17 protein-coding genes are annotated in these 22,171 nt (G+C 46.9%); 7 read left to right on the forward strand and 10 right to left on the reverse strand.

The genetic code is table 11. The features are described from left to right. Positions 1-6 precede the first annotated feature (6 nt). The 3 genes from uvsE (at position 7) to QT998_RS03000 (ending at position 2,262) form a co-directional block, all read left to right on the forward strand. Complete coding sequence (gene uvsE / locus QT998_RS02990) at positions 7-951, forward strand: UV DNA damage repair endonuclease UvsE (protein WP_333114006.1); 945 nt, start codon at positions 7-9, stop codon at positions 949-951. Between the two features lie 106 nt (positions 952-1,057). Next, a complete protein-coding gene (locus tag QT998_RS02995) occupies positions 1,058-1,726 on the forward strand; it encodes an SOS response-associated peptidase (RefSeq protein WP_333114008.1) in 669 nt (222 codons plus the stop codon). Positions 1,727-1,875: 149 nt separating this feature from the next. Then, positions 1,876-2,262 carry a VOC family protein gene (locus QT998_RS03000; RefSeq protein ID WP_333114010.1) on the forward strand — a complete coding sequence of 129 codons (387 nt, stop codon included), beginning with the start codon at positions 1,876-1,878 and terminating at the stop codon, positions 2,260-2,262. A 120-nt stretch (positions 2,263-2,382) separates the two neighbouring features. On the opposite strand, the gene QT998_RS03005 is transcribed toward QT998_RS03000, so the two are convergent. Further along, entirely contained in the window at positions 2,383-3,000 is a 618-nt protein-coding gene (locus QT998_RS03005; protein WP_333090397.1) for a CP12 domain-containing protein, read from the reverse strand. A 656-nt stretch (positions 3,001-3,656) separates the two neighbouring features. Between QT998_RS03005 and glpX the strand changes: the two genes are divergently transcribed. The 3 genes from glpX to QT998_RS03020 all read left to right on the forward strand — a co-directional run bounded on the left by glpX (position 3,657) and on the right by QT998_RS03020 (position 9,383). Further along, positions 3,657-4,694: a class II fructose-bisphosphatase gene (gene glpX, locus QT998_RS03010; RefSeq protein WP_194067500.1), complete on the forward strand. Its 1,038-nt coding sequence runs from the start codon at positions 3,657-3,659 to the stop codon at positions 4,692-4,694. A 173-nt stretch (positions 4,695-4,867) separates the two neighbouring features. Further along, complete coding sequence (locus tag QT998_RS03015; RefSeq protein WP_333090390.1) at positions 4,868-6,160, forward strand: glutamyl-tRNA reductase; 1,293 nt, start codon at positions 4,868-4,870, stop codon at positions 6,158-6,160. Between the two features lie 211 nt (positions 6,161-6,371). Next, complete coding sequence (locus QT998_RS03020; RefSeq protein WP_333090389.1) at positions 6,372-9,383, forward strand: UPF0182 family protein; 3,012 nt, start codon at positions 6,372-6,374, stop codon at positions 9,381-9,383. Between the two features lie 188 nt (positions 9,384-9,571). Here the strand turns inward: QT998_RS03020 and QT998_RS03025 are convergent, their stop codons facing one another. From QT998_RS03025 to QT998_RS03065, 9 genes are all read right to left on the reverse strand, one after another. Further along, positions 9,572-12,403 carry a two-partner secretion domain-containing protein gene (locus QT998_RS03025; protein ID WP_333114013.1) on the reverse strand — a complete coding sequence of 944 codons (2,832 nt, stop codon included), beginning with the start codon at positions 12,401-12,403 and terminating at the stop codon, positions 9,572-9,574. A 308-nt stretch (positions 12,404-12,711) separates the two neighbouring features. Next, entirely contained in the window at positions 12,712-13,278 is a 567-nt protein-coding gene (locus QT998_RS03030; protein WP_333114273.1) for a Uma2 family endonuclease, read from the reverse strand. Between the two features lie 213 nt (positions 13,279-13,491). Further along, entirely contained in the window at positions 13,492-13,821 is a 330-nt protein-coding gene (locus tag QT998_RS03035; protein WP_333114014.1) for a HesB/IscA family protein, read from the reverse strand. A gap of 157 nt (positions 13,822-13,978) precedes the next feature. Further along, a complete protein-coding gene (locus QT998_RS03040; protein WP_194012284.1) occupies positions 13,979-14,398 on the reverse strand; it encodes a phosphomannose isomerase type II C-terminal cupin domain in 420 nt (139 codons plus the stop codon). A gap of 361 nt (positions 14,399-14,759) precedes the next feature. Further along, positions 14,760-15,101, reverse strand: coding sequence for a DUF5615 family PIN-like protein (locus tag QT998_RS03045; protein WP_333090385.1), 342 nt, complete (start codon positions 15,099-15,101; stop codon positions 14,760-14,762). A 3-nt stretch (positions 15,102-15,104) separates the two neighbouring features. After that, on the reverse strand, positions 15,105-15,431 hold the full coding sequence (locus QT998_RS03050; RefSeq protein ID WP_333090383.1) for a DUF433 domain-containing protein: 327 nt from the start codon (positions 15,429-15,431) through the stop codon (positions 15,105-15,107). Positions 15,432-15,595: 164 nt separating this feature from the next. Next, positions 15,596-15,952, reverse strand: coding sequence for a type ISP restriction/modification enzyme (locus tag QT998_RS03055; protein ID WP_333114017.1), 357 nt, complete (start codon positions 15,950-15,952; stop codon positions 15,596-15,598). 163 nt (positions 15,953-16,115) lie between these two features. Next, positions 16,116-16,523 carry a PIN domain-containing protein gene (locus QT998_RS03060; RefSeq protein WP_333114019.1) on the reverse strand — a complete coding sequence of 136 codons (408 nt, stop codon included), beginning with the start codon at positions 16,521-16,523 and terminating at the stop codon, positions 16,116-16,118. Positions 16,524-16,683: 160 nt separating this feature from the next. Further along, complete coding sequence (locus QT998_RS03065) at positions 16,684-17,163, reverse strand: helix-turn-helix domain-containing protein (RefSeq protein ID WP_333090377.1); 480 nt, start codon at positions 17,161-17,163, stop codon at positions 16,684-16,686. A 362-nt stretch (positions 17,164-17,525) separates the two neighbouring features. Here QT998_RS03065 and gltB point away from each other — a divergent pair, with 362 nt between their 5' ends. Continuing rightward, a complete protein-coding gene (gene gltB / locus QT998_RS03070; protein ID WP_333114021.1) occupies positions 17,526-22,112 on the forward strand; it encodes a glutamate synthase large subunit in 4,587 nt (1,528 codons plus the stop codon). Positions 22,113-22,171: the final 59 nt, after the last annotated feature.

Genomic DNA, 22,171 nt, shown 5'->3' on the forward strand with positions numbered 1-22,171 from the left:
GGAGAAATGAGCGAGATTAACCAAGTATTGGGAAAGGACAAATTACCGGAATTGGGGTTAGTCTGCATTACAACATCCGATGCTGTTCGCTTTCGCACTGTCACGCGGAAGCGACTTTTACAGCTTGCCGAAAGTGAACAAGAAAAAGTGTTGCGCGAGCTTTATACAGACAACTTAAAACGGCTTGACAAAGCGATTGATTTCTGCCGTGCAAATAACATTAAATTGTATCGCATGACTTCTGCACTTTTCCCTTTTGCAGATACAGATTTGGGGGAAGCAGTGCTGCACTCAATGGCTGAGGAATTGCGGAGAATCGGCGATCGCGCAATTTCCCTCAATATCCGTTTGGTACTCCACCCGGATCAATTTGTTGTCCTCAGTTCCGACAAGCTTTCTGTGGTTGCAAACAGCATTAAAATTCTGGCAACTCATGCTTTAATCTTAGATATGTTGCAACAACCCCGATCGCCCTACGCACTGATGAACATTCACGGCGGTAAGGGCGATCGCGCTTCGCAACTCACATCAGTCATCCGCGACTTACCCGAATCTATTCGATCGCGCTTAACCTTTGAAAATGACGAATACGCTTACAGTTCCTCAGAACTTTTAGAAGTTTGTCTCGATACCGCAGTCCCGATGGTTTTTGACGCGCACCACCACGTCATTCACGAACATTTAGCAAGTTACGACGATCCCAGCGTTGCCGAAATGCTCGCAGCAGCACGCACAAGTTGGTCGGTTCCTGAATGGCAATTAGTGCACATATCGAATGGCAGAGAATTTTTTGCCGATCCGCGCCACAGCGATTTAATTACAGAAATGCCTAATTGCTATTATCAGGCTCCGTGGATTGAAGTAGAAGCTAAATTCAAAGAATTAGCTATTGAAAAGTTGCGCGCCGAATGGTTGTCTGCGAATGTTCCACAATTTAGCAATGTCTCGTAGGGTGGGGTTTTACAAACCATCTTTGCCTAACACGAATAATCTCCAAAACCCGCCCCGCCCAACGGTAAATCCCAATCTACCTTTTTGTTAATACCAACTATAAATTATGTGTGGACGATACACTTTAACTACTTCAGGTCAAATCATAGCCGAATTCTTCAAACTTTCGGCAGTTCCCGACATCAAACCGCGATACAATATCGCCCCAACTCAATCAGTTGCCACAGTCACAGTTTCTCAAGAGCAAATGCAGCGACAGTTCCAATTTATGCGCTGGGGTTTGATTCCAAGTTGGGCAAAAGACATGAAAATAGGCAGCAAGATGATTAACGCGCGATCGGAAACTGTAGCCGAAAAACCTGCTTTTCGCAGCGCCATCAAGCACCGGCGATGTTTGATAGTCGCTGATGGTTTCTACGAATGGCTGCCACAGGGAAAACACAAACAGCCTTACTATTTTCAAATGGCGGAGGGCGAACCTTTTGCTTTTGCCGGTTTGTGGGAAAATTGGGAATCTCCAGAAGGAGAAAAGATTGTATCTTGTACTATAATTACTACCGCTGCTAACGAAACTGTGCAGCCCGTGCACGATCGAATGCCGGTGATTTTGCCCGACAGCGCTTGGGAAGAGTGGCTCGATCCTTCTGTTAAAAATGCTCAGGAAGTTTTGCCGCTGTTAAAGCCCTATGCTGCTGCAATGAAAGCAAAGGCGGTAAGCGCGATCGTCAACAGTCCAAGTAGAGACACTCCCGAATGTATTAGCGATCGGCAATAAATGATGGGAGCGGACAACACCGAGATAGTGTCAGTTATGATGTAAAATGATGTTTGAGTTGTAGCTTTGGTTTTATAAGGATCAGTTTAAGTCAGTTGTTATTTGCTCAAACATTTTTTTATCTTAACATCAGTTAGAGGAGAAAAAATATGATTGGATACGTTACAGTCGGCACCAACAATCTTGAACGTGCAGCCAAGTTTTATGATACTTTGCTTGCGGAAATTGGCGCTCAACGATTCATGGAATTCGACCGATTTATCGCATGGAGCGTTTCTCCAGAGATGCCAGGATTTGCTGTTGCAAAACCCTTTGATGGCAACGAAGCAACTGTTGGTAATGGCGTAATGATCGCACTTCAAGTTGACAGTCCAGAAAAAGTCAACTTAGTTTATAACAAAGCGATCGAACTTGGCGCTAAGGATGAAGGAGCAGTGGGGTCAAGAGGCACGTTACCGGGGTTTTATGTGGGATATTTTCGGGATCTAGATGGGAATAAGCTGAACGTGTTTTATATGATTGGGCCAAACACTTAAGATTTTTATTTTTCGTGAGGCGAGCCTAAAAAAAGCTATTTCCGATCGTTAGCTATTAGTTATCAATCCATACATAAGAGTTGATAACTAATAACTAATGACTGATGACTAATGACTAAATTAGCTGTCGTACATCCGCGCTTCAGCCGCCTCGGGATTTTCCTCGCAATACTCGTCAAAAGCCGTTTTCTCAAGCTTCATCGATCGCTGGTGAGAAGCCTCAGCCTGCATTTCCTCTACAATGTCCCACGCTACCGCGCACTCTCTAGAAGTAGCGCCTTTTTGGGAACAGACTGTTCTAGCATCCGCGATCGCCCTTTCGATTTCTTCCTCAAATAAAACACTTTTCGGCTTATCAACAAAATCGCTTTTTGTCAAGATATCTGTTACCGAAATAATGCCAAGCAGCTTATCCTTAATCACCGGAGCTCGGCGGATGCGAGTATTGGCGAACAACCTCGCCACGTATTCTACACCCAAGTCTGGATTCACCGTAATGCACGGTTTGGTCATAATCTCAAAAACGCGGACTTTTTGCGGGTCTACTCCGTAGGCTGTTACTTTGTAAACAATATCGGTTTCCGTAACAATACCGTAGGAGTCTTGTTCGTGGCGGCGTTCCACAATTAGCGCGCGCAGGCAAAGTTCGTTCATCGTCGCCACTGCTTCAGCTACCGTGGCCGAACCCCGAATGGTAACAACTTCTGTTGTCATAATATCTTGGGCTTTCATCATCATTTTTAATTGCTCCCCGGTTATAAAGTCTAGTTCGTCCCGATTTTAGGTCGAAAATTTGATTTCCTATCACCATCATAAAACTTCAAGACTGAGGCAACTGTTACGATAAATCAAGGATGGCGAAGAAAGAAGGAAGTTCGGCAACGGATTGTGTAACGGATGTAACGGATGAATGTTAAAGGAAGAAGGATGATGTTGAGGCTTGAGGGAAGAAGGAAAATTGTCCCCACTCTCCCCATCTCCCACTCTCCCCATCTCCCCATCTCCCACTCTCCCACTCTCCCACTCTCCCCATCTCCCACTCTCCCCATCTCCCCATCTCCCACTCTCCCCATATCCCCATCTCCCTATCTCCCCATCTCCCCATCTCCCCATCTCCCTATCTCCCACTCTCCCCATCTCCCACTCTCCCACTCTCCCACTCTCCCCATATCCCCATCTCCCACTCTCCCCATTTCCCCCTCTCCCACTCTCCCACTCTCCCCATTTCCCCATCTCCCCATCTCCCCCATCTCCCCTCCGGGTCTGAAAGAAGCAAAAGTTAACACAAACAAAGCAAGTGCTTACGCTCGCAGAGATCCCCGCCTCTGATAAACTTGATGGCTGGGAGTGCAAAAGAGCACAGGCAAGCATCAGAAGTTGGGAGAATAAAGTTTGTGGACAATGTAATCGGTTTAGAGATTATCGAAGTAGTCGAGCAGGCAGCCATCGCTTCCGCTCGCTTGATGGGCAAAGGCGAGAAAGATGAAGCCGACAGAGTGGCTGTAGAAGCCATGCGCGAGCGCATGAACAAAATTCATATGCGCGGCCGCATTGTGATCGGTGAAGGGGAACGCGACGACGCACCCATGCTTTACATTGGCGAACAAGTAGGTATTTGTACTCGCGAAGATGCTAAAGATGTCTGCAACATCGATGAATTGATCGAAATTGACATCGCCGTTGACCCCTGCGAAGGAACTAACCTAGTTGCTTACGGTCAAAACGGTTCGATGGCAGTTTTGGCAATCTCTGAAAAAGGTGGTTTGTTTGCTGCACCGGATTTCTACATGAACAAATTGGCTGCTCCTGCGGCTGCTAAGAATCATGTAGATATTCGCAAAACGCCAACCGAAAACCTCAAAATTATCTCTGATTGCCTCGGCCGCAGTATTGAAGATTTGGTGGTAGTGGTCATGGATCGCCCCCGGCACAAAGATTTAATTAATGAAATTCGGCAAGCAGGTTCAAGAGTTCGCTTGATTAGCGACGGCGACGTTTCGGCAGCGATTTCTTGCGCGTTTTCTGGTTCCAACATCCACGCGCTGATGGGTATTGGTGCAGCACCCGAAGGTGTGATTTCCGCAGCAGCAATGCGCTGCTTGGGCGGTCACTTCCAAGGGCAGTTAATTTACGATCCGGCTGTTGTCAAAACTGGTTTGATCGGTGAAAGCAAAGAGAGCAATCTCGCCCGCCTTAAAGAAATGGGTATCACAGACCCAGACAAGATTTACAATGCTGAAGAGTTGGCATCTGGAGAAACTGTTCTGTTTGCAGCTTGCGGAATTACTCCCGGAACGCTGATGGATGGAGTTCGCTTCTTTGGCGGCGGCGCTCGCACTGAGAGTTTGGTAATTTCTTCTCAGTCGAAAACAGCTCGGTTTGTGGATACTATCCATATGTTTGACCAGCCGAAATCTCTGCAATTGAATTAGTCATTAGTTAGCGGTTAACTGTTGGCTGTTGACTGTTGATTGTTGACTGTTAGCTGTTGACTGTTGACTGTTAGCTGTTAACAGTCACCCGTGATTGGTAATTAGCGATAAACTAAGAACTAATAACAGGTGACTGTTAACAAGTAAGAAATAAATAGTGACAAATCACAGATATGAATATTGCAGTCGTAGGTCTCAGCCACAAAACAGCCCCGGTTGAAGTTCGTGAAAAACTGAGCATTCCAGAACCGAAGATTGAAGCCGCGATCGCCCAATTGCGCGGCTACCCCCACATTCAAGAAGTTGCCATCCTCAGCACTTGCAACCGCTTAGAAATTTATATTGTTACCAGCGAGTCTGAGCCTGGAGTGCGAGAGGTGATTCAGTTTCTTTCTGAATGCAGCAAAGTTCCCTTGCTGTCTTTGCGCCCTCACCTGTTTATTTTGCTGCACGAAGATGCGGTGATGCACTTGATGCGAGTTTCTTCGGGCCTCGATAGTTTGGTGCTGGGAGAAGGACAAATTTTGGCTCAGGTGAAACAAACTCACAAACTCGCCCAGCAGTACAAAGGTGTGGGCAGAATTTTAGAGCGTTTGTTCAAGCAAGCTCTCACAGCAGGGAAGCGAGTTCGCACCGAAACTAGCATCGGTACGGGTGCGGTGTCGATCAGTTCGGCGGCGGCAGAATTGGCTCAATTGAAAGGTCAGCATTTAGCTAGTAGCCGCATTGCGATTATCGGTGCTGGTAAAATGTCGCGGCTTTTGGTGCAGCATTTGCTCTCGAAAGGGGCGAGCCATATTGCGATCGTCAATCGATCCGTGCGGGGCGGCCAGGAGTTAGCAAATAACTTTAAAGATGCCCAATTGCACTTGTATCTGCTGTCGGAAATGATGCAGGTAATTGCAGATTCTGATTTGGTTTTTACCTGTACTGCTGCTACAGATCCGCTGTTAAATAAAGCTAAATTAGAAGCTGTTTTAATCGTGAACCGCCCTTTGATGTTGGTGGACATTTCAGTGCCGCGCAACGTTGATTCGGACGCGAAGGAAATCGCTCATGTCAAGTCGTTTAATGTGGATGATTTGAAAGCAGTGGTAGCTCAAAATCACGAAAGCCGCCGCAAAATGGCAATGGAAGCTCAGGGTTTGCTGGAACAGGAAGTAGAGGCTTTTGATGTCTGGTGGCGCAGTCTGGAAACTGTTCCTACTATTAGCTGTTTGCGGGATAAGATAGAATTGATTCGGGAACAAGAGTTAGAAAAAGCTTTGTCACGTCTGGGCTCTGAATTTTCGGAGAAACATCAAGATGTGATTGAATCTTTAACAAGGGGGATTGTGAATAAAATTTTGCACGATCCGATGGTACAGTTGCGCGCTCAGCAGGATATTGAGGCACGCAGACAAGCGATGCAGACTTTGCAAACGCTGTTTAATTTGGATGTGGATGTCAATCAGCAGTACAGCTAGCTGGTCATTAGTCCTTAGTCATTGGTCATTAGTTATTAGTCATTAATGCTGTCTCCACTCGCGAATGTTATTAGTCATTGGTCGCTTGTTATTGTTGAAAATTATCAATTATTCTCAACTAATGACTCTTCTTAACTAATGACTAATGACTAAGGACTAATGACTACTGACTAATGACTACTGACTAATGACTATTTTTAACTAATTATTAATGACTATTAAGCGAATTTATCAATTAATTTTATTGCTTGTTGGGCTGTGGTTAATTTTTGAATTTTCCTCTCGCGTTGCGGCAGAAATTTTCTGGTTTCAGGAAGTGGGATATCTTCAGGTTTTGCTGTTAAAGCTGACAACTCAAGGGTTGCTGGGGACGATCGCAATTACGGTTTCTTCTGCCTTTTTGCTGGGAAATTTGGCTTTGGCGCGCCGCCTGCAACATCCGGCGGAGGAAATCAAATCGCCGGGGGCGGCGGGGCTATTCGCTTCGCCCTGGGCGAACAAAACGGGGAAGAATTACGACGAATTACCTGTTGCTAAATCTCAAATTACTTTTTATTGGCTGCTGTTGGCGGTATTCGGATTGAGTTCGATCGCCACTTTGACAGTAATTCACTGCGGGCTGTTAGCTGCCAACAGCTTCACCTATCTCGGTATAGGAGGCAATGTGCCTCCACTGCCCATAAAGTTAGGAATTGAGTCAATTCAGCCAGGGCTGGTACAGCTATTTTCTGGGCGGTGGCAGTTGGGCTTGCTGCTGGGCACAATGTTAGCTGTGGCAATTAAGCCGGATTTTTGGCTGCGGGCGATCGCTCTTTTTCTCAGTGTGGCGATCGGGATTGTTGCAGTCAGTCGCTGGACAAACGTTTTACAATATTTCCACCCTACTAATTTTAATACAACCGACCCTATTTTTAACCAAAATATTAGCTTTTATGTATTTATTTTTCCAATTTTAGAGTTGCTAAGCTTAGGGCTGACAGTTGTATTTTTGTACGGTTTAGTCTCTGGTGCTTTAACATATTTGCTGTCGGGAGATAGCCTGAGTAAAGGTAGATTTTTGGGGTTTTCGCGATCGCAGCAGCGCCATTTGTACGGCTTAGGTGCAGCTTTCATGCTAGCCACCTCACTCCGGTACTGCCTGGGGCGCTACGCATTGATGTACTCGCGCGGAGACGTTACCTACGGAGCGAATTACGCTGATGTAACGGTGCGGCTGCCCGTCTACGGATTGTTGAGCGTGTTGGCTGGGGCGATCGCACTTTTGATGCTGTACCAGGTTTGGCAATTCAAAACTCCCAATAAACTGATTAAAAAGATTATTTTAGTGTGGATAATTTTGAGTGTTTTGGGAGGTTGGCTGCTGCCAAAACTTGTGCAGCAACTGCTAGTCAGACCAAACGAAATAGCGCGAGAACAGCCGTACATCAAACGCAGCATTGCCTTTACTCAAGAAGCTTTTGACCTCAAAAAAATAGAAATAAAAACTTTCGATCCAGCCGGGAAACTTACATATGAAGACTTAGAAAGAAATCAACTGACTGTTAGCAACATCCGGCTGTGGGACAAACGGCCACTGCTGGAAACCAACCGACAGTTGCAGCAAATCAGACCGTATTATACATTTCCTGATGCGGATATCGATCGCTACACAATCAAAAAGAAAACCGCAAAAAAGGGAGAAACTGAAAGCCAGCAAGTAATTCTGGCGGCGCGGGAACTAGATTATGCAGCAGTTGCGCCGGAAGCTCAAACTTGGGTGAACGAACATCTGGTGTACACGCACGGTTACGGCTTTACTCTTTCTCCCGTAAACACAGTCGGTGTCGGCGGTTTACCCGATTATTTTGTTAAAGATATTGGAGTTCCAGCCGAGAAAGGAGAGACTGCTTTAGATATAACTAGCGATCGAATTCGGATGAGTCTCCCGATCGGCTATCCGCGCATTTACTACGGTGCCCTCACAGATACAAACGTGATGACACCGACACAAGTCAAGGAATTCGACTATCCCAGCGGCGAAGAAAATGTTTACAACAATTACAACGGTAGAGGCGGAATTGCGATCGGTTCTCTGTGGCGGCGCTGGCTGTTTGCTAATTATCTCAAAAATTGGCAAATGGTACTGACTCGCAATTTTACGCCCGAAACTAAATTATTGTACCGCCGAAACATTAACCAAAGAGTTCGGGCGATCGCTCCTTTTTTGCGCTACGATTCCGATCCGTATTTGGTAGTAGCAAACGCCAATTTGAGTAAAAATGATATAGAAAAAAACAACGCTAAAAATCGTCAAAAAAATCAGCCTTCTTCCTCAAAAACTAATAATAACGATCCTCCTAACTATCTTTACTGGATTATCGATGCCTATACAGCGAGCGATCGCTACCCGTATTCCGATCCGGGTCAAAATGAATTTAACTACATCCGCAACTCAGTAAAAGTAGTCATTGACGCTTACCACGGATCGGTTGACTTCTATGTTGCCAATCCCTCAGACCCGATTATCAACAGTTGGGCTCAGATATTTCCCGGACTATTCAAACCCCTTGACCAAATGCCTCTGACTATCCGCAAACATATTAGGTATCCCGTAGATTTGTTAAACGTTCAATCAGAACGCTTGCTAACTTATCACATGGAAGACCCACAGGTATTTTACAATCGGGAGGATTTGTGGCGAGTTCCTATGGAAATTTACGGTAACGAACAGCAGCCGGTAGCACCGTACTATTTGATTACGAAACTGCCGACGGAAACTTCCGAAGAGTTTATTTTGCTGCTGCCATTTACACCAGTAGGCCGCAACAATTTAATTGCTTGGATTGCAGGGCGATCGGACGACAAAAATTACGGAAAATTGCTGTTATACCAGTTTCCCAAACAGCGATTAGTTTACGGCCCGGAACAAATAGAAGCATTAATCAATCAAGACCCGGTTATTTCCGAACAAATATCTCTCTGGAATCGCCAGGGTTCAAAAGCAATTCAAGGAAATTTATTAGTTATTCCAATCGAACAATCTTTGCTGTACGTCGAACCTCTTTATTTAGAAGCGGAGCGCAATAGTTTGCCAACTTTAGTCAGAGTTATTGTTGCCTACGAAAACCGCATCGTCATGGCAGAAAATCTAGACTTAGCACTCAAGGCAGTTTTTCAAGAAAAATCTACGAATAAACCGCCAATTATTCGACCTGTAGAATCACCAGTTCCGGCGGTGAATTGAGCGGCGATACCGGGAGGGAAACGGTCTTAAATCCTGTCCGGTCTAAAATTGATTGGTTCGCAGTGAGGACGACCGTCCGCTTTTTTACAATACTAATACTGTTCACTTAGGATCGACAATGAGATCAAAAGAAACAGCATTTTTAGGGTCTTGCCAAAGCCCGCCGCACAAAATCGATCGCGCGCTATTCAGTGGCAAACAGGCGCTCTCCCAGGGCTGTAAGGAACCACAGCAGCCGAATTCGCCACCAATTCAATCTCCCCCTTAGCATTAATTATCCAGCCTTGAGCCTCCACAATAGGCTCTTTCACGGCCTCGAAATTATGCTCGCTGCTGACTCGTTCCCTGGGACTAGGGGGTAAACCGCCGCGCCCAGTGATGACAAACCGACTTGTCCTTTGGCCTCTAGTTTGACAAGTTTGTGCAGGTGCCGGGGGAACTCCGAGGATTTCTGGTTGATTTAATCCTTTTACGGGATCAGTATCGGGTGTTCTGAGTTCGACATTACCGTCAATTCCTAATTCTGAACTGGCGTCGATGTCGCTGTCTAAAGATTGAAAAATGCCTTCGGCAGTAATGATAATATTCCCGCCTCGGCCTCGGACTGCGTTGGCGCGGATGTCGCTATTTTCCTTAGCAATTAAAAACTTGGTGTTAATATCGATATTGCCGCCGGTGGCAGTACCGAAGGCATTAGTAGTAATTTGACTGTTACCCTGCAGTTGCAAATCCGGTGCTTGCAAGGTGATGTTTCCGAAATTGCCGGCTTGGGTTGTGGCTTTAATTGCGCCGCTATCTAAACGAATTGAGTCGGCCGCAATTGTTAAATTTCCTGCTGCGCCTTTGCCGTCGGCACTGACAGTAACTGCTGCGCCATCTCGGACAGTTAATTGCCTGGTTTGAACGGTTAAAGTGCCGCCGGCACCTGTTGAATTGTCAGATGTATTGGCATAAATTCCGCTAGCAGCACCGGAGTTGCTAACTAAATCTTGACCGAATCTATTGAGTCGATCGCCAAAAGTGCGATCGCTCCCAGAAAAGCTTATACTTTCAGAAACGTTCAACTGAATATTTCCCGCACTGCCCTCGCGGTTAGCAGTAGTCAACACTTGCGCGCCGTTAACGACTTCCAAGGTGCGGGCATTAATCGCAATACTGCCACCGCTACTGGAATTGAGAGTGCGCGAACTGACAACAGCGCCGTCAGCCAGCCGCAGCATATCAGAATTAATTGTAATTTCTCCGGCGTTGCCGATCGCACTTGGTTCAGTCGGCGTAAATATGCCGCTAGACTGTCCGCCAGCATCAACACCCGCCAGATTGACAGAATTAACATTAATTTGAATACTGCCGCCGTTGCCGACACCAAAAGTATTGGCAATCACAACAGCACCGTTTGTCGCCGACAGCGAATTAGCACTGACGCGAATATTTCCGCCTTCTCCAACTGCTGTGTCTTTGACACTGCTGTACAAACCGCTGGACTGTCCAACTCCCAAAGCCGACGAGAATCGACCGGTACCATCTAAGGTAATGCCGTCGCGGACTGTCACCGTTAGATTTCCAGCATTGCCCCGGGCGCCGGTGCTAGCAGTAATCACAGCACCATTAGTCAAAAACAGCGAACCCGCGGCGATATTAATGCTACCACCCTGACCGACTGCGTTGTCGGATGTCTCCACTCGGTTGTAGATACCGCTGGAGAAAACCTCGGTTTCGGAACTCGTCCCATCCAAAATCACTGTATCGGCGACGTTAACGTTGACGCTGCCGACATTCCCGCGTCCGTAGGTGCTGGCTTGCAGGGCAGCCCCATTAGTTATCGAAAGCGAGGCTGCTGTGAGATTGACATTGCCTCCGTTTCCTGCGGCTGCTTTTTCCACCCGACTGTACGCACCGCTGGAGAAGCCGTTTGTTTCATCAAAGGAAGCTGCACCGCTGAGGTTAATATTGACGTTGCCGGCATCTCCCCGCCCGTAAGTCCCGGCGTATATTTGACCGCCGTTGGTGACAGAAAGCGAGTTGGCTGTGAGGTTGACATCGCCGCCGGTGCCTGTAGCGTCTGACAGCACTGCATTAGAAAGAAATGTGCCTTCACCGTCGATCGCGATCGCACCCAACGCGCTAACATAAATATCTCCACTTCTAGCGCCTGCCGCACCCAGCCCTAGATTGATTCCCGCCCGCACTGTGCTGCCTTCTGAAGCGTTGAAGTTGTGAGCGTTGACAATAACATTCCCGCCGCCTGCTGCGCGCACGTTGATAGCCGCCTCCTTTGTTAGAGATATATCGCCTCTTTCGATGCCGGTGGGAAAAACTAAACTCACATTGTTACCGAGGAAGTTGAGCGGCACAGTTCCAGAGCCAGCAACGGCTGCGAGTTCTACTCTACCGCCGGGAGCAAGTAAAACTCCGCCTTCCAATCTCACATCGCCGCCGGCAAGTATCAGACTGTTGCCCGATCGCACTTGCAATCCGTCGGTCGATCGATTTACGATACTTCCAGAAGGCTGTCCGTATTGCAAGCCCAGAGGCACGCTAACGATTAACAAAGGCGTATTTTGTCCGGGAAAAGTGGCAGAGAAATTCGCCCCACCGCCAAAATCTACAGCATTCGCCGTAGTCGCCAAAAACGAACCGCCAATATTTAACGAAGCATTCGGGCCAAAAATAATCCCGTTAGGATTGAGCAAAAATAGATTTGCAGTACCGTTAGCTTTCAACTCGCCGTCAATATTAGAAATCGAGCCACCGGTAATGCGGGTGAAAATATTTTGGATGTCTGCTGAATTGTTGAAAACAGCCGTGTTTCCCGTCAAAACCGAAAATTCTCGAAAACTGTGAAATAGATTGCTTCCGGCTGTCGTGCCGCCCTCTATCGAGCTGTTTTTGCCGCTGACTGTCACGGTAGAATTGACTGGTAGCGTGGTGTCGGGGACGATTTGGGCTATGCTGGGGGCGATCGGGTTAAAGCTACAAAATATTATACCGAGCCATAATTTGCGAGTTCTCAGTTTCATTAATTAACTATTTTTAAATTAACCTCAAATTGTACTGTTTGGCGTGTTAATTGTATATAGAAATTTTGGCGGGATTTTGATTTTTTTTATAAACCGCGAAGACGCAAAGGACGCGAAGGAAGAAAAGAGAAAAAGCGTTAGATTTTTTTAGCAATATGAAAGGCGGAAAGATAGGAAGCTTTGATGCTGTGGCCGCAGTTTTTTTCTAGCGCTTCTCCCAAATTTGCTAACAAAGAATTTCTCTTCTCTTCTTTCGCGTCCTTTGCGTCTTCGCGGTTCGTTCAAATTACTTATATTAAAATGCAAAATTATGCTTGAGTTTCTGCTTCAGTAAAAATTGGCGGCCACAGTTGACAAATTGGCAATTCCCAACCGGAAAAAAGTTCGGCTACTGTTAAAACATCTTCGTTTCCCAATACAATTGGTTCGCATTCCTGACGGTAAACTGTAACAGTTTGTTCGTCTGGATCGATCAAAATTCCTACTTGCGCTCCTAGTTGGATAAAATTCAGGAGCTTTTTTTCTAGCGGTTTAATGCGATCGCTCTGTGATTTAATTTCTACTACCAAGTCTGGGACTAATTCTCCGAAATAACGGGGACTTTCCCTCAGACGCGCGGCCCGCACAAAAGAAACATCGGGTGCTGTGAGGTTAGCATCCGGTAAAATAAAGCCGCCTGCGGAGTCAAAAATTCGCCCCAAACGGCGGGGATAAACCCAATTGGCGAGCAGCCAAATGAAAAGTACACCTATTTCGCTAGATACAATATCTGATGGGCCCACAATGATAATCTTCCCGTTTTCTAATTCTAATTGGTAATCTTGATCGGCTTCTTTGAAGGTTTTTTGAACTTTTTCTAAGTCTTTGACTGTCATCATAATATTAATTTTTCCTGATTCTTTTCAGGCGCTTTACGTTAATCTCTGTTAGATTTGAGATGATATATTGGAGCGATATTTTACTCTGAAAATCGCAGATTTTCAGCAGATGTAATGCGGATAAACGGAGATGATTTTAAGAAAATTTGGTCGTGAATGCTGGGGGTTTCTTGGAGATTGAAGAATTATCTGCGACTGACTGCTGTTTGATTATTCTTTTGCAGAAAAGGAGTTGCCGCAGCTACAGCTTTGGGCTGCATTGGGATTGTGGAACCGGAAACCTCCGCCCATCAAGTCTTCTGAATAATCTAAGGTTAGTTGATTGAGATATTTTAAGTGCTGGGGGTCGATCGCTACTTGAATTCCCTCGGACTCGTATACAGTGTCTTCTGGGCTGGCGGCATCGTCAAATGCCATTGTATAGGATAAACCGGAGCAGCCGCTAGATTCTACGCCCAGACGAAATAAAGCATTGCGGTTTGAATGTTTTGACTTGAGGCGCTTTACTTCTGTGACTGCTGTTGGGCTCAGATTAATCATGATTGGTTATTAGTTATTGGTTATTGGTTACTGGTTACTGGTTACTGGTTACTGGTTACTGGTTATTAGTTATTGGTTACTGGTTACTGATTGGTGCGAATAACCAACAACAAATAACAAACAACAAATAACAAATAACAAATAACCACTTAATCAGTTACTTGGCCTTTTCGGTGCGGGCGTAATCGTCTTGAAAGCGGATAATATCATCTTCTCCGAGATATTCGCCATTCTGCACTTCAATTAAAATCAGGGGGATAACTCCTGGATTTTCCAAACGGTGAGAAATGCACTGAGGAACGTAGGTAGATTGATTTGTAAACAAAACTTGTTCTGTTTCGCCGCAGGTAACTTTTGCGGTACCGCAAACTACGATCCAGTGTTCGCTGCGGTGGTGGTGCATTTGCAGGCTGAGGCGGTGTCCGGGTTTAACTTCGATTCGCTTAATTTTATATCCAGGGCCTTCTTCTAGGGTGGTAAACGAGCCCCAAGGGCGCAATTCTGTAGCGGCTATTCCGTTGGATGCTGCTGATGCCAGCAGAGTAGATATTTGAGAAATTTCTTGAGTTTGAACCATGATTTTCACTCCTTGAGGATTGCTTGCTGAATCCTTTGGTAAACGACGTTGGGTTTTGAGGGCAGCTAATTTGTTGTTAAAATCGCAGCCCACCCGCGCGGACGAGTTAGCGAACTGTACATTTTTACCGAGAAATCTTATCAGCCCGATCGACCTGCCTTAACAACCATAGCAAAATTACCCTAGCTACTGTCACCCGGTATGCGATCGAATTTACCAATCTACATCAACTCTTCACAGAACTTACGCATTTCAACGTAATTGTGATTAGTCACGCAGTCAAGGCTACGTACAGAATCTCACAATTGCTGTAGATTTAACAAGGGCGATCGCGCCCAGGCCCCGTAAGCTACGGTTTTTTTTACATCGAAGGACGGTTAACTCGAATCAATTTACCGTTCAAAGTATCCAGGGTAGAAATAGCATCATTAATTCGCGTCGCTTGTCTTTCCCAGTTGCTATCTTGAGTACAAATAATAATACCAGCATGGTCGGGTTGCGATCGATGCAGTCGAATAAAATCCCCTCGATTGAGAGTCAAAACTGCTCGCTCATTACTCGCTACAAAAGCCAATACATCCTCATCAGGAATTCCTAATCCTGCGTTTCCGGCTTCTTGAACTGTTAAAACATCGTGATCTAAAGGTCGCAGAAACTCAACTACTGGCAACGGATACTGTTCGTCTGCATAAATTCGTGCCATGTTTTAGGCTTCCTCATTTTCTTTAATTGCTAGTTCAATTTCGTCTGGGTAAGCATCAGCATAAGCCCAAGCATTGACTAAATCAGCAGCAGTCAAATGGGGATAGCACTTAAAAAGTTCAGCATCGCTGCATCCGAGACGGCGATAACCCACAAGTACCCAAACTTGTATGCGAGTATTGCCAACACAAGCATCGCCGCCACACACGCCGGGAGTCTTTTTAATGCCTAGAGAACCGTTGGCTAAAGTTTGAAGTAAAATTTCTATAGCGGCTGCTTTATCGGCTGAATTTAAGGAGGCTAGATCGATTTTTAATTCGGTGAATATCATAGTTTACTATCCCATTTTTACAGATAGAAGATTCTAGCTCAATTATAACGTAATAGGACTTACGCATGGCCCCAAAAACCGGGTTTTTTACAAAAAAACTTCGTTACTGTGCACAGATTCGATCAAAACCCGGTTTCTTTGTCTGAGTCAGTAAGTCCTGAACTTTACTCTATCGGAAAACCAGGAATCAGTCGCTCTATTTCTATCATCAGTTGCATAGTTTCTTTGAGCGCCACCACCACCTTTTGAGAGTGCAGCACATCATCAAAGGATAAAGTGCGTTTGGCTTTTTTGCGGTCTTTGAGCCATTTTTCCAACACCTGATAACCGCCAATTTTAAACTCCCAAACTTCGGATACGATGCCTTCAAAATAGCGGACTTTGTTAAGGTAAACTCGTTGTTCTGCGGGTTTATAGGTAACTTCGGTAACGGCATTGTCACCATCGCCATTCATTTTAATAATCAGCTTATTCAGCGGTTGGGAAAAATTGCAGAGAATGTATTGCTTAAAGCTGTGCACTGACAATCATAACTTGTTCTCTGGTTGCCATTGCTAAAATGGCTAAAACTTTGGGAGCTAAAGGCTTCAAATCTGCCAAGCGATGGGATGGTGCTTACAGAACAATGACCGCAATATCGAACTGTGGGAATTTTTGTGCATAGCGATCGCCCTTAACTACAACCTACGAAATATTCTCATAATAGCGTTGAATCTTATCTGAAAAAACCGGAAATTCTCCCCTCAACCTGACAAGTAATTCATCAACAGTCAGGGGTAGATTTTTCAAATCCTCAACTTGTTTGCTGACTACATTAGCCATCAAATCCGGTGCAACCTCATAAAGACGATTCAGAAAAACATCGGGGTGCATAGCTGTAATTCCCCAAGGATTTAAAGACTCTCGTGGAAAATCTCTCAGGTTGGATGTAACAATAACTTGAGCTTTAGCAACTACCGCAGCCGCAGAGACATGGCGATCCCCTGGATCGTTAGTCATCTGTTGAATCAAATTCTCTGGAACTTCAACCATTGCATTAGAAAAAGCTGCCTTAAGTGCAGCCTCAAAACGCGCCACCCTCTCACTTTTCATCCTTCCAGTATTAACAAGATTGCGAGTTGCACCGTCTCAAATTTCTTGCGACCAATATAAATCATACAACCCAATCTCCGCAGCACGAAATAGCGTATCGCGCAAGTGCATAGGAAATATCACGCAGGAATCCAAAACAACACGATAAGGAATCAACCTGCTAGCTGTATACTCTGGTCTCATGCAATTCCTCTTCCTGGCTAAACTCAGCTAATTCCTTGAGAATTTCACGGCGCTTAACACTACGCTGCTGTTTGTATGCGATCGCACTTGCCAAACTAATCCGCCGCTGGTTTCCTAATTTTCCATAGGTAATTTCCCCGTCATCTAGTAATTTGACCACAAATTCTGGCGACACATTCAGCAAACTAGCAGTTGCTTCAACAGTCATATCTTGCTCAATCGGCCCTAAAGATACTGCTTTACCAGCCGCCATTAAATGTGTGGCTTGACACAACAATTGATAGAGAGATTCAGGAAGTGCGATTTCTTCCCCGCCCACTTCCACAAGTTTTACTTTTAATGTCTCAGAATCACCATTTTCTATCTTGAGGGATAGCATTTTATCCAACAACTTGATAGCAATTGTTTCTGCTTCTGTCGGTAAAACCGGATCTAGGAGTATTTTTTGCCCGTTCATGAAAATGTTTCCTGAATACGTTGAATGCTATTTTGACAATGATGCAAGATTTCAGTTGACATCCTAATTATTTCTCTCTCTTCTCTGACTCTGCGTTCTCTGCGTTCTCTGCGGTTAAATCATTCCAATCTAGACGCGCTAATAATTAGATATTTTTTCAGCATAAATATTTAGCCCGGAGTTCCTAACACTTAACTCATCGGTTATAAATATTTTTGCACGATCGATCGCACCAGCAATAATTTTTTCCTGCATCTACCCAATACAGTAAATCTATATATAATACATCATACTAGATCGATCGTCATCCCGCGCTCTGCTCTAGATCGCAATTTTTTGATCACTTTGAGAGACTTATCCAAATGAATAGCAACGGACTGCCAGCAAAACAAGGCCTTTACGATCCGCAGTTCGAGCACGATGCTTGCGGAGTCGGGTTCATCGTACACATGAAAGGAAACAAATCCCACGAAATCGTCGAACAGGGACTAACAATCCTGCTGAACCTCGACCACCGGGGGGCCTGCGGCTGCGAACCCAACACCGGAGACGGAGCGGGAATTTTGATGCAAGTGCCGCACAAATTCATGAAAAAAGTAACGGCGGCCCTCAACATCCAACTTCCAGAAGCCGGCGAGTACGGAGTTGGCGCGATTTACTCATCGCCAAATCAGACGGAACGCGAAAACGGCCAGCGCATCTTTGAGGAAATCGCGGCAGAAGAAGGCCAAGAAGTGCTCGGCTGGCGCGAAGTTCCCACAGACAACTCGTCCCTCGGCGACACCGCCAAATCTAGCGAACCCTTCATGCAGCAAGTGTTCCTCCGGCGCGCCACAGGTATCGACGAGGCTGCCTTCGAGCGGAAACTGTACGTCATCCGCAAACGCGCTCACAACGCCATCCGCAGGACGGAAGTAGACCCCTATTGGTATAATTCCACACTCTCCTGCCGGACGATCGTCTACAAAGGAATGTTAATGCCGGTGCAAGTGGGAGATTACTATCCCGACCTCCACGACCCCGACATGGAAAGCGCTCTAGCCCTAGTTCACTCGCGCTTCAGCACCAATACTTTTCCGAGTTGGGAACGATCGCACCCTTATCGCTACATCGCCCACAACGGCGAAATCAACACCATGCGCGGCAACATCAACTGGATGCACGCGCGGCAATCCTTGTTCGAGTCGGAGTTGTTCGGAGACGATTTAAAGAAAATCCCGAACTTAATCAACATCGAAGGTAGCGACTCGACAATCTTTGACAACGCTTTGGAATTGCTGTATTTGGCCGGGCGTTCTTTACCCCACGCCGTAATGATGATGATTCCCGAACCTTGGACGGCCCACGAGTCGATGAGTGACGAGAAAAAAGCTTTCTACGAATACCATTCCTGCTTGATGGAACCTTGGGACGGCCCGGCTTCGATCGCATTTACTGATGGAACATCGATCGGCGCAGTGCTCGATCGCAACGGTTTGCGCCCTTCCCGCTACTGCGTCACCAAAGACGACTTAGTAATTATGGCATCGGAAGCCGGAGTTTTGCCGATCGCCCCAGAAAGAATCCTATCAAAAGGCCGCCTGCAACCGGGGCGGCTGTTCCTAGTAAATACTGAGGAAGGCCGCATCGTTTCTGACGAAGAAATTAAGACCAAAATCGCCACAGAACACCCGTACCGCCAGTGGATTGACCAGCACATGGTCGAGATTGCCAAACTCCCAGATGCGCCAGCAGTCGCAGAATCCGACCCCGAAACATTGATCCAGCGCCAAATGGCCTTTGGCTACACCTTTGAAGAACTGCGGTTGCTGTTAGCGCCAATGGCAACAAACGGCGTGGAAGCTATCGGTGCAATGGGTGCAGATACGCCGCTGGCCGTTTTGTCGAACAGACCAAAGCTGCTTTACGAATACTTCCAGCAACTGTTTGCTCAAGTTACCAATCCGCCGATCGATTCGATCCGCGAAGAAATTGTCACTTCTGCCGAAACTACGATCGGCGCTGAACGCAATTTGCTGAAACCAGAACCGGAAAGCTGTCATTTAATCGAACTGAAAACACCAATTCTCAGCAATGAAGAATTGGCTAAACTCAAACACGTAAAAACGGGCAATTTCCGCTCGATTTCGCTGCCAATTTTGTTCGACCCCAAAACCGGGGTAAAAGGTCTAGAACAAGCCTTAGAAGATGTATTTGCAGCAGCAGATAGCGCGATCGCCTCTGGGGTGAATATCATCATTTTGAGCGATCGGGGCATCAATTCCGACAAAGCCTCAATTCCGGCACTGCTGGCGGTTGCGGGCCTCCACCACCACTTGATCCGTCAAGGTACGCGCACGCGGGCGGGACTCGTTCTCGAATCCGGCGAACCGCGAGAAGTGCACCACTTTGCAACTTTAATCGGCTACGGTTGCGGTGCAATTAATCCGTATTTGGCCTTCGAGACAATCGCCGATTCGATCAAACAAGGTTTGCTGCTAAATGTCGATTACAAAACAGCTTGCAAAAACTACATCAAAGCCGCCACCAAAGGCGTGACCAAAGTTGCATCAAAAATCGGGATTTCCACAATTCAAAGTTATCGCGGCGCGCAGATTTTTGAAGCAATTGGCTTGAACAAATCCGTAGTCGATAAATACTTTGCTTGGACAGCTTCCCGGATTGAAGGTGTAGACTTGGAAGTTATCGCCCAAGAAGCAATTTTGCGCCACACCCACGCCTTCCCAGAACGCCCCAGCAGCGGACATACTCTCGATGTCGGCGGCGAATATCAGTGGCGAAAAGAAGGTGAAGCCCACTTGTTTAGCCCGCAGACAATTCACGCGCTACAACAAGCAGTTCGCGAAGGAAGTTACCCGCTTTTCCAAAAGTATTCTGCCCTGGTAAACGAACAAAACCAGCAGCATTTTACCTTGCGCGGTTTGTTGCAATTCAAGCAGCGGGAATCAATCCCGATTGAGGAAGTCGAACCCGTGGAATCTATTCTCAAACGCTTCAAAACTGGGGCGATGAGTTACGGTTCGATTTCCCAAGAAGCCCACGAATCTTTGGCTGTAGCGATGAACCGCATTGGTGGTAAATCGAACACCGGTGAAGGTGGCGAAGATCCGGAAAGATATACTTGGACAAACGATCGCGGCGACTCGAAAAACAGCGCGATCAAACAAGTTGCTTCTGGGCGTTTCGGCGTTACCAGCTTGTATCTTTCCCAAGCCAAGGAACTGCAAATCAAGATGGCGCAAGGGGCAAAACCCGGAGAAGGCGGACAGTTGCCTGGTAAAAAAGTATACCCGTGGATTGCGAAAGTACGGAATTCGACTCCTGGTGTGGGTTTGATTTCGCCTCCTCCTCACCACGACATTTATTCGATCGAAGATTTGGCCGAATTGATTCACGACTTGAAAAATTCCAACCGGGAAGCGCGGATTAGCGTCAAATTGGTGTCGGAAGTGGGAGTCGGGACGATCGCCGCTGGGGTTGCGAAGGCCCACGCCGATGTGGTGCTCATCTCCGGCTACGACGGCGGTACCGGCGCGTCGCCGCAGACTTCGATCAAACACGCGGGATTACCTTGGGAATTGGGATTGGCCGAAACTCACCAAACTTTGGTACTCAACAATCTCCGCAGCCGGATTGTTGTCGAAACCGACGGACAAATGAAAACCGGTCGCGATGTAGCAATTGCGGCCTTGCTGGGTGCGGAGGAATTCGGATTTGCTACCGCGCCGCTGGTGACATTGGGCTGCATCATGATGCGCGTATGTCACCTGAACACTTGCCCGGTGGGTGTTGCAACCCAAGATCCGCTGCTGCGGAAAAACTTTACCGGCGATCCGGATCACACGGTAAACTTTATGACCTTCGTCGCCCAGGAAGTCCGGGAAATTATGGCGCAGTTGGGTTTCCGCACGCTGAATGAAATGGTGGGGCGGACTGATGTTTTGGAACCTCAGCAAGCGGTGGCGCATTGGAAGGCCAAGGGTTTGGATTTCTCGAAAATCCTTTACCAGCCGGATGTTGGGGCGGATGTCGGGCGCTACTGTCAGATGGCGCAGGATCACGGGTTGTCCAAGTCGATGGATATGACTGTGTTGTTGGATTTGTGCAAAGGTGCGATCGAAAACGGCGAAAAAGTGCACGCCAAACTGCCGATTACCAACATCAACCGCGTTGTGGGCACAATTCTCGGCAACGAAATCACCAAACGCCACTGGGAAGGTTTACCCGATGACACGGTACACCTGCACTTCCAAGGTAGCGCGGGACAAAGCTTTGGCGCATTCGTACCCAAGGGAGTCACCCTGGAGCTCGAAGGCGAGGCCAACGACTATTTGGGCAAGGGCCTGAGCGGCGGCAAAATCATCTTGTATCCGTCGCCGGCTTCTACCTTTGTCGCAGAGGAAAATGTGATTGTCGGCAACGTGGTGCTTTACGGAGCAACCGCTGGTGATGTTTTCATCCGGGGGATGGCGGGCGAACGTTTTGGGGTGCGTAACTCCGGCGTGAATGCCGTAGTTGAAGGTGTGGGCGATCACGGTTGCGAGTACATGACTGGCGGCAAGGTTGTAGTTTTGGGTGAAACCGGGCGCAATTTTGCAGCGGGTATGAGTGGCGGTGTTGCTTACATTTTGGATGAGGCGGGGGATTTTGCTACTCGCTGCAATATGTCGATGGTGGATTTGGAAAAATTGGAGGATGTTGAGGAGATTGCTGATTTGCGGCTGATGCTTCAAACTCATGTTGATTTGACTGGAAGTGCGAAAGCGTCGAAGGTTCTTGCTGCGTGGGATGAGATGGTGCCGGTGTTTGTGAAGGTGATGCCGCGGGATTACAAGCGGGTGTTGCAGGCCATTGAAAGGGCGATCGCATCGGGTTTAAGCGGTGATGATGCGCTGACGGCTGCGTTTGAAGAAAACGCTCGTGATGTCGCTCGGATTGGCGGCAGCTAGTATTAGTATGGGTGCGTTACGGCTACCGCCTAACGCACCCTACAAAACTATAATTAACT

Origin of the sequence: Microcoleus sp. S1D4 (assembly GCF_036700765.1) — a bacterium.
Taxonomy (GTDB): domain Bacteria; phylum Cyanobacteriota; class Cyanobacteriia; order Cyanobacteriales; family Microcoleaceae; genus Microcoleus.

Excerpts from the sequence above, each read along its gene's own strand:
- QT998_RS03005 (WP_333090397.1), bottom strand. The coding sequence starts at position 3,000 with ATGATGATGAAAGCCCAAGATATTATGACAACAGAAGTTGTTACCATT.
- QT998_RS03040 (WP_194012284.1), bottom strand. The coding sequence starts at position 14,398 with ATGGTTCAAACTCAAGAAATTTCTCAAATATCTACTCTGCTGGCATCA.
- QT998_RS03045 (WP_333090385.1), bottom strand. The coding sequence starts at position 15,101 with ATGGCACGAATTTATGCAGACGAACAGTATCCGTTGCCAGTAGTTGAG.
- QT998_RS03030 (WP_333114273.1), bottom strand. The coding sequence starts at position 13,278 with ATGACAGTCAAAGACTTAGAAAAAGTTCAAAAAACCTTCAAAGAAGCC.
- uvsE (WP_333114006.1), top strand. The coding sequence starts at position 7 with ATGAGCGAGATTAACCAAGTATTGGGAAAGGACAAATTACCGGAATTG.
- QT998_RS03000 (WP_333114010.1), top strand. The coding sequence starts at position 1,876 with ATGATTGGATACGTTACAGTCGGCACCAACAATCTTGAACGTGCAGCC.
- QT998_RS02995 (WP_333114008.1), top strand. The coding sequence starts at position 1,058 with ATGTGTGGACGATACACTTTAACTACTTCAGGTCAAATCATAGCCGAA.
- QT998_RS03020 (WP_333090389.1), top strand. The coding sequence starts at position 6,372 with ATGACTATTAAGCGAATTTATCAATTAATTTTATTGCTTGTTGGGCTG.
- QT998_RS03015 (WP_333090390.1), top strand. The coding sequence starts at position 4,868 with ATGAATATTGCAGTCGTAGGTCTCAGCCACAAAACAGCCCCGGTTGAA.
- gltB (WP_333114021.1), top strand. The coding sequence starts at position 17,526 with ATGAATAGCAACGGACTGCCAGCAAAACAAGGCCTTTACGATCCGCAG.
- QT998_RS03025 (WP_333114013.1), bottom strand. The coding sequence starts at position 12,403 with ATGAAACTGAGAACTCGCAAATTATGGCTCGGTATAATATTTTGTAGC.
- QT998_RS03065 (WP_333090377.1), bottom strand. The coding sequence starts at position 17,163 with ATGAACGGGCAAAAAATACTCCTAGATCCGGTTTTACCGACAGAAGCA.
- QT998_RS03050 (WP_333090383.1), bottom strand. The coding sequence starts at position 15,431 with ATGATATTCACCGAATTAAAAATCGATCTAGCCTCCTTAAATTCAGCC.
- QT998_RS03035 (WP_333114014.1), bottom strand. The coding sequence starts at position 13,821 with ATGATTAATCTGAGCCCAACAGCAGTCACAGAAGTAAAGCGCCTCAAG.
- QT998_RS03060 (WP_333114019.1), bottom strand. The coding sequence starts at position 16,523 with ATGAAAAGTGAGAGGGTGGCGCGTTTTGAGGCTGCACTTAAGGCAGCT.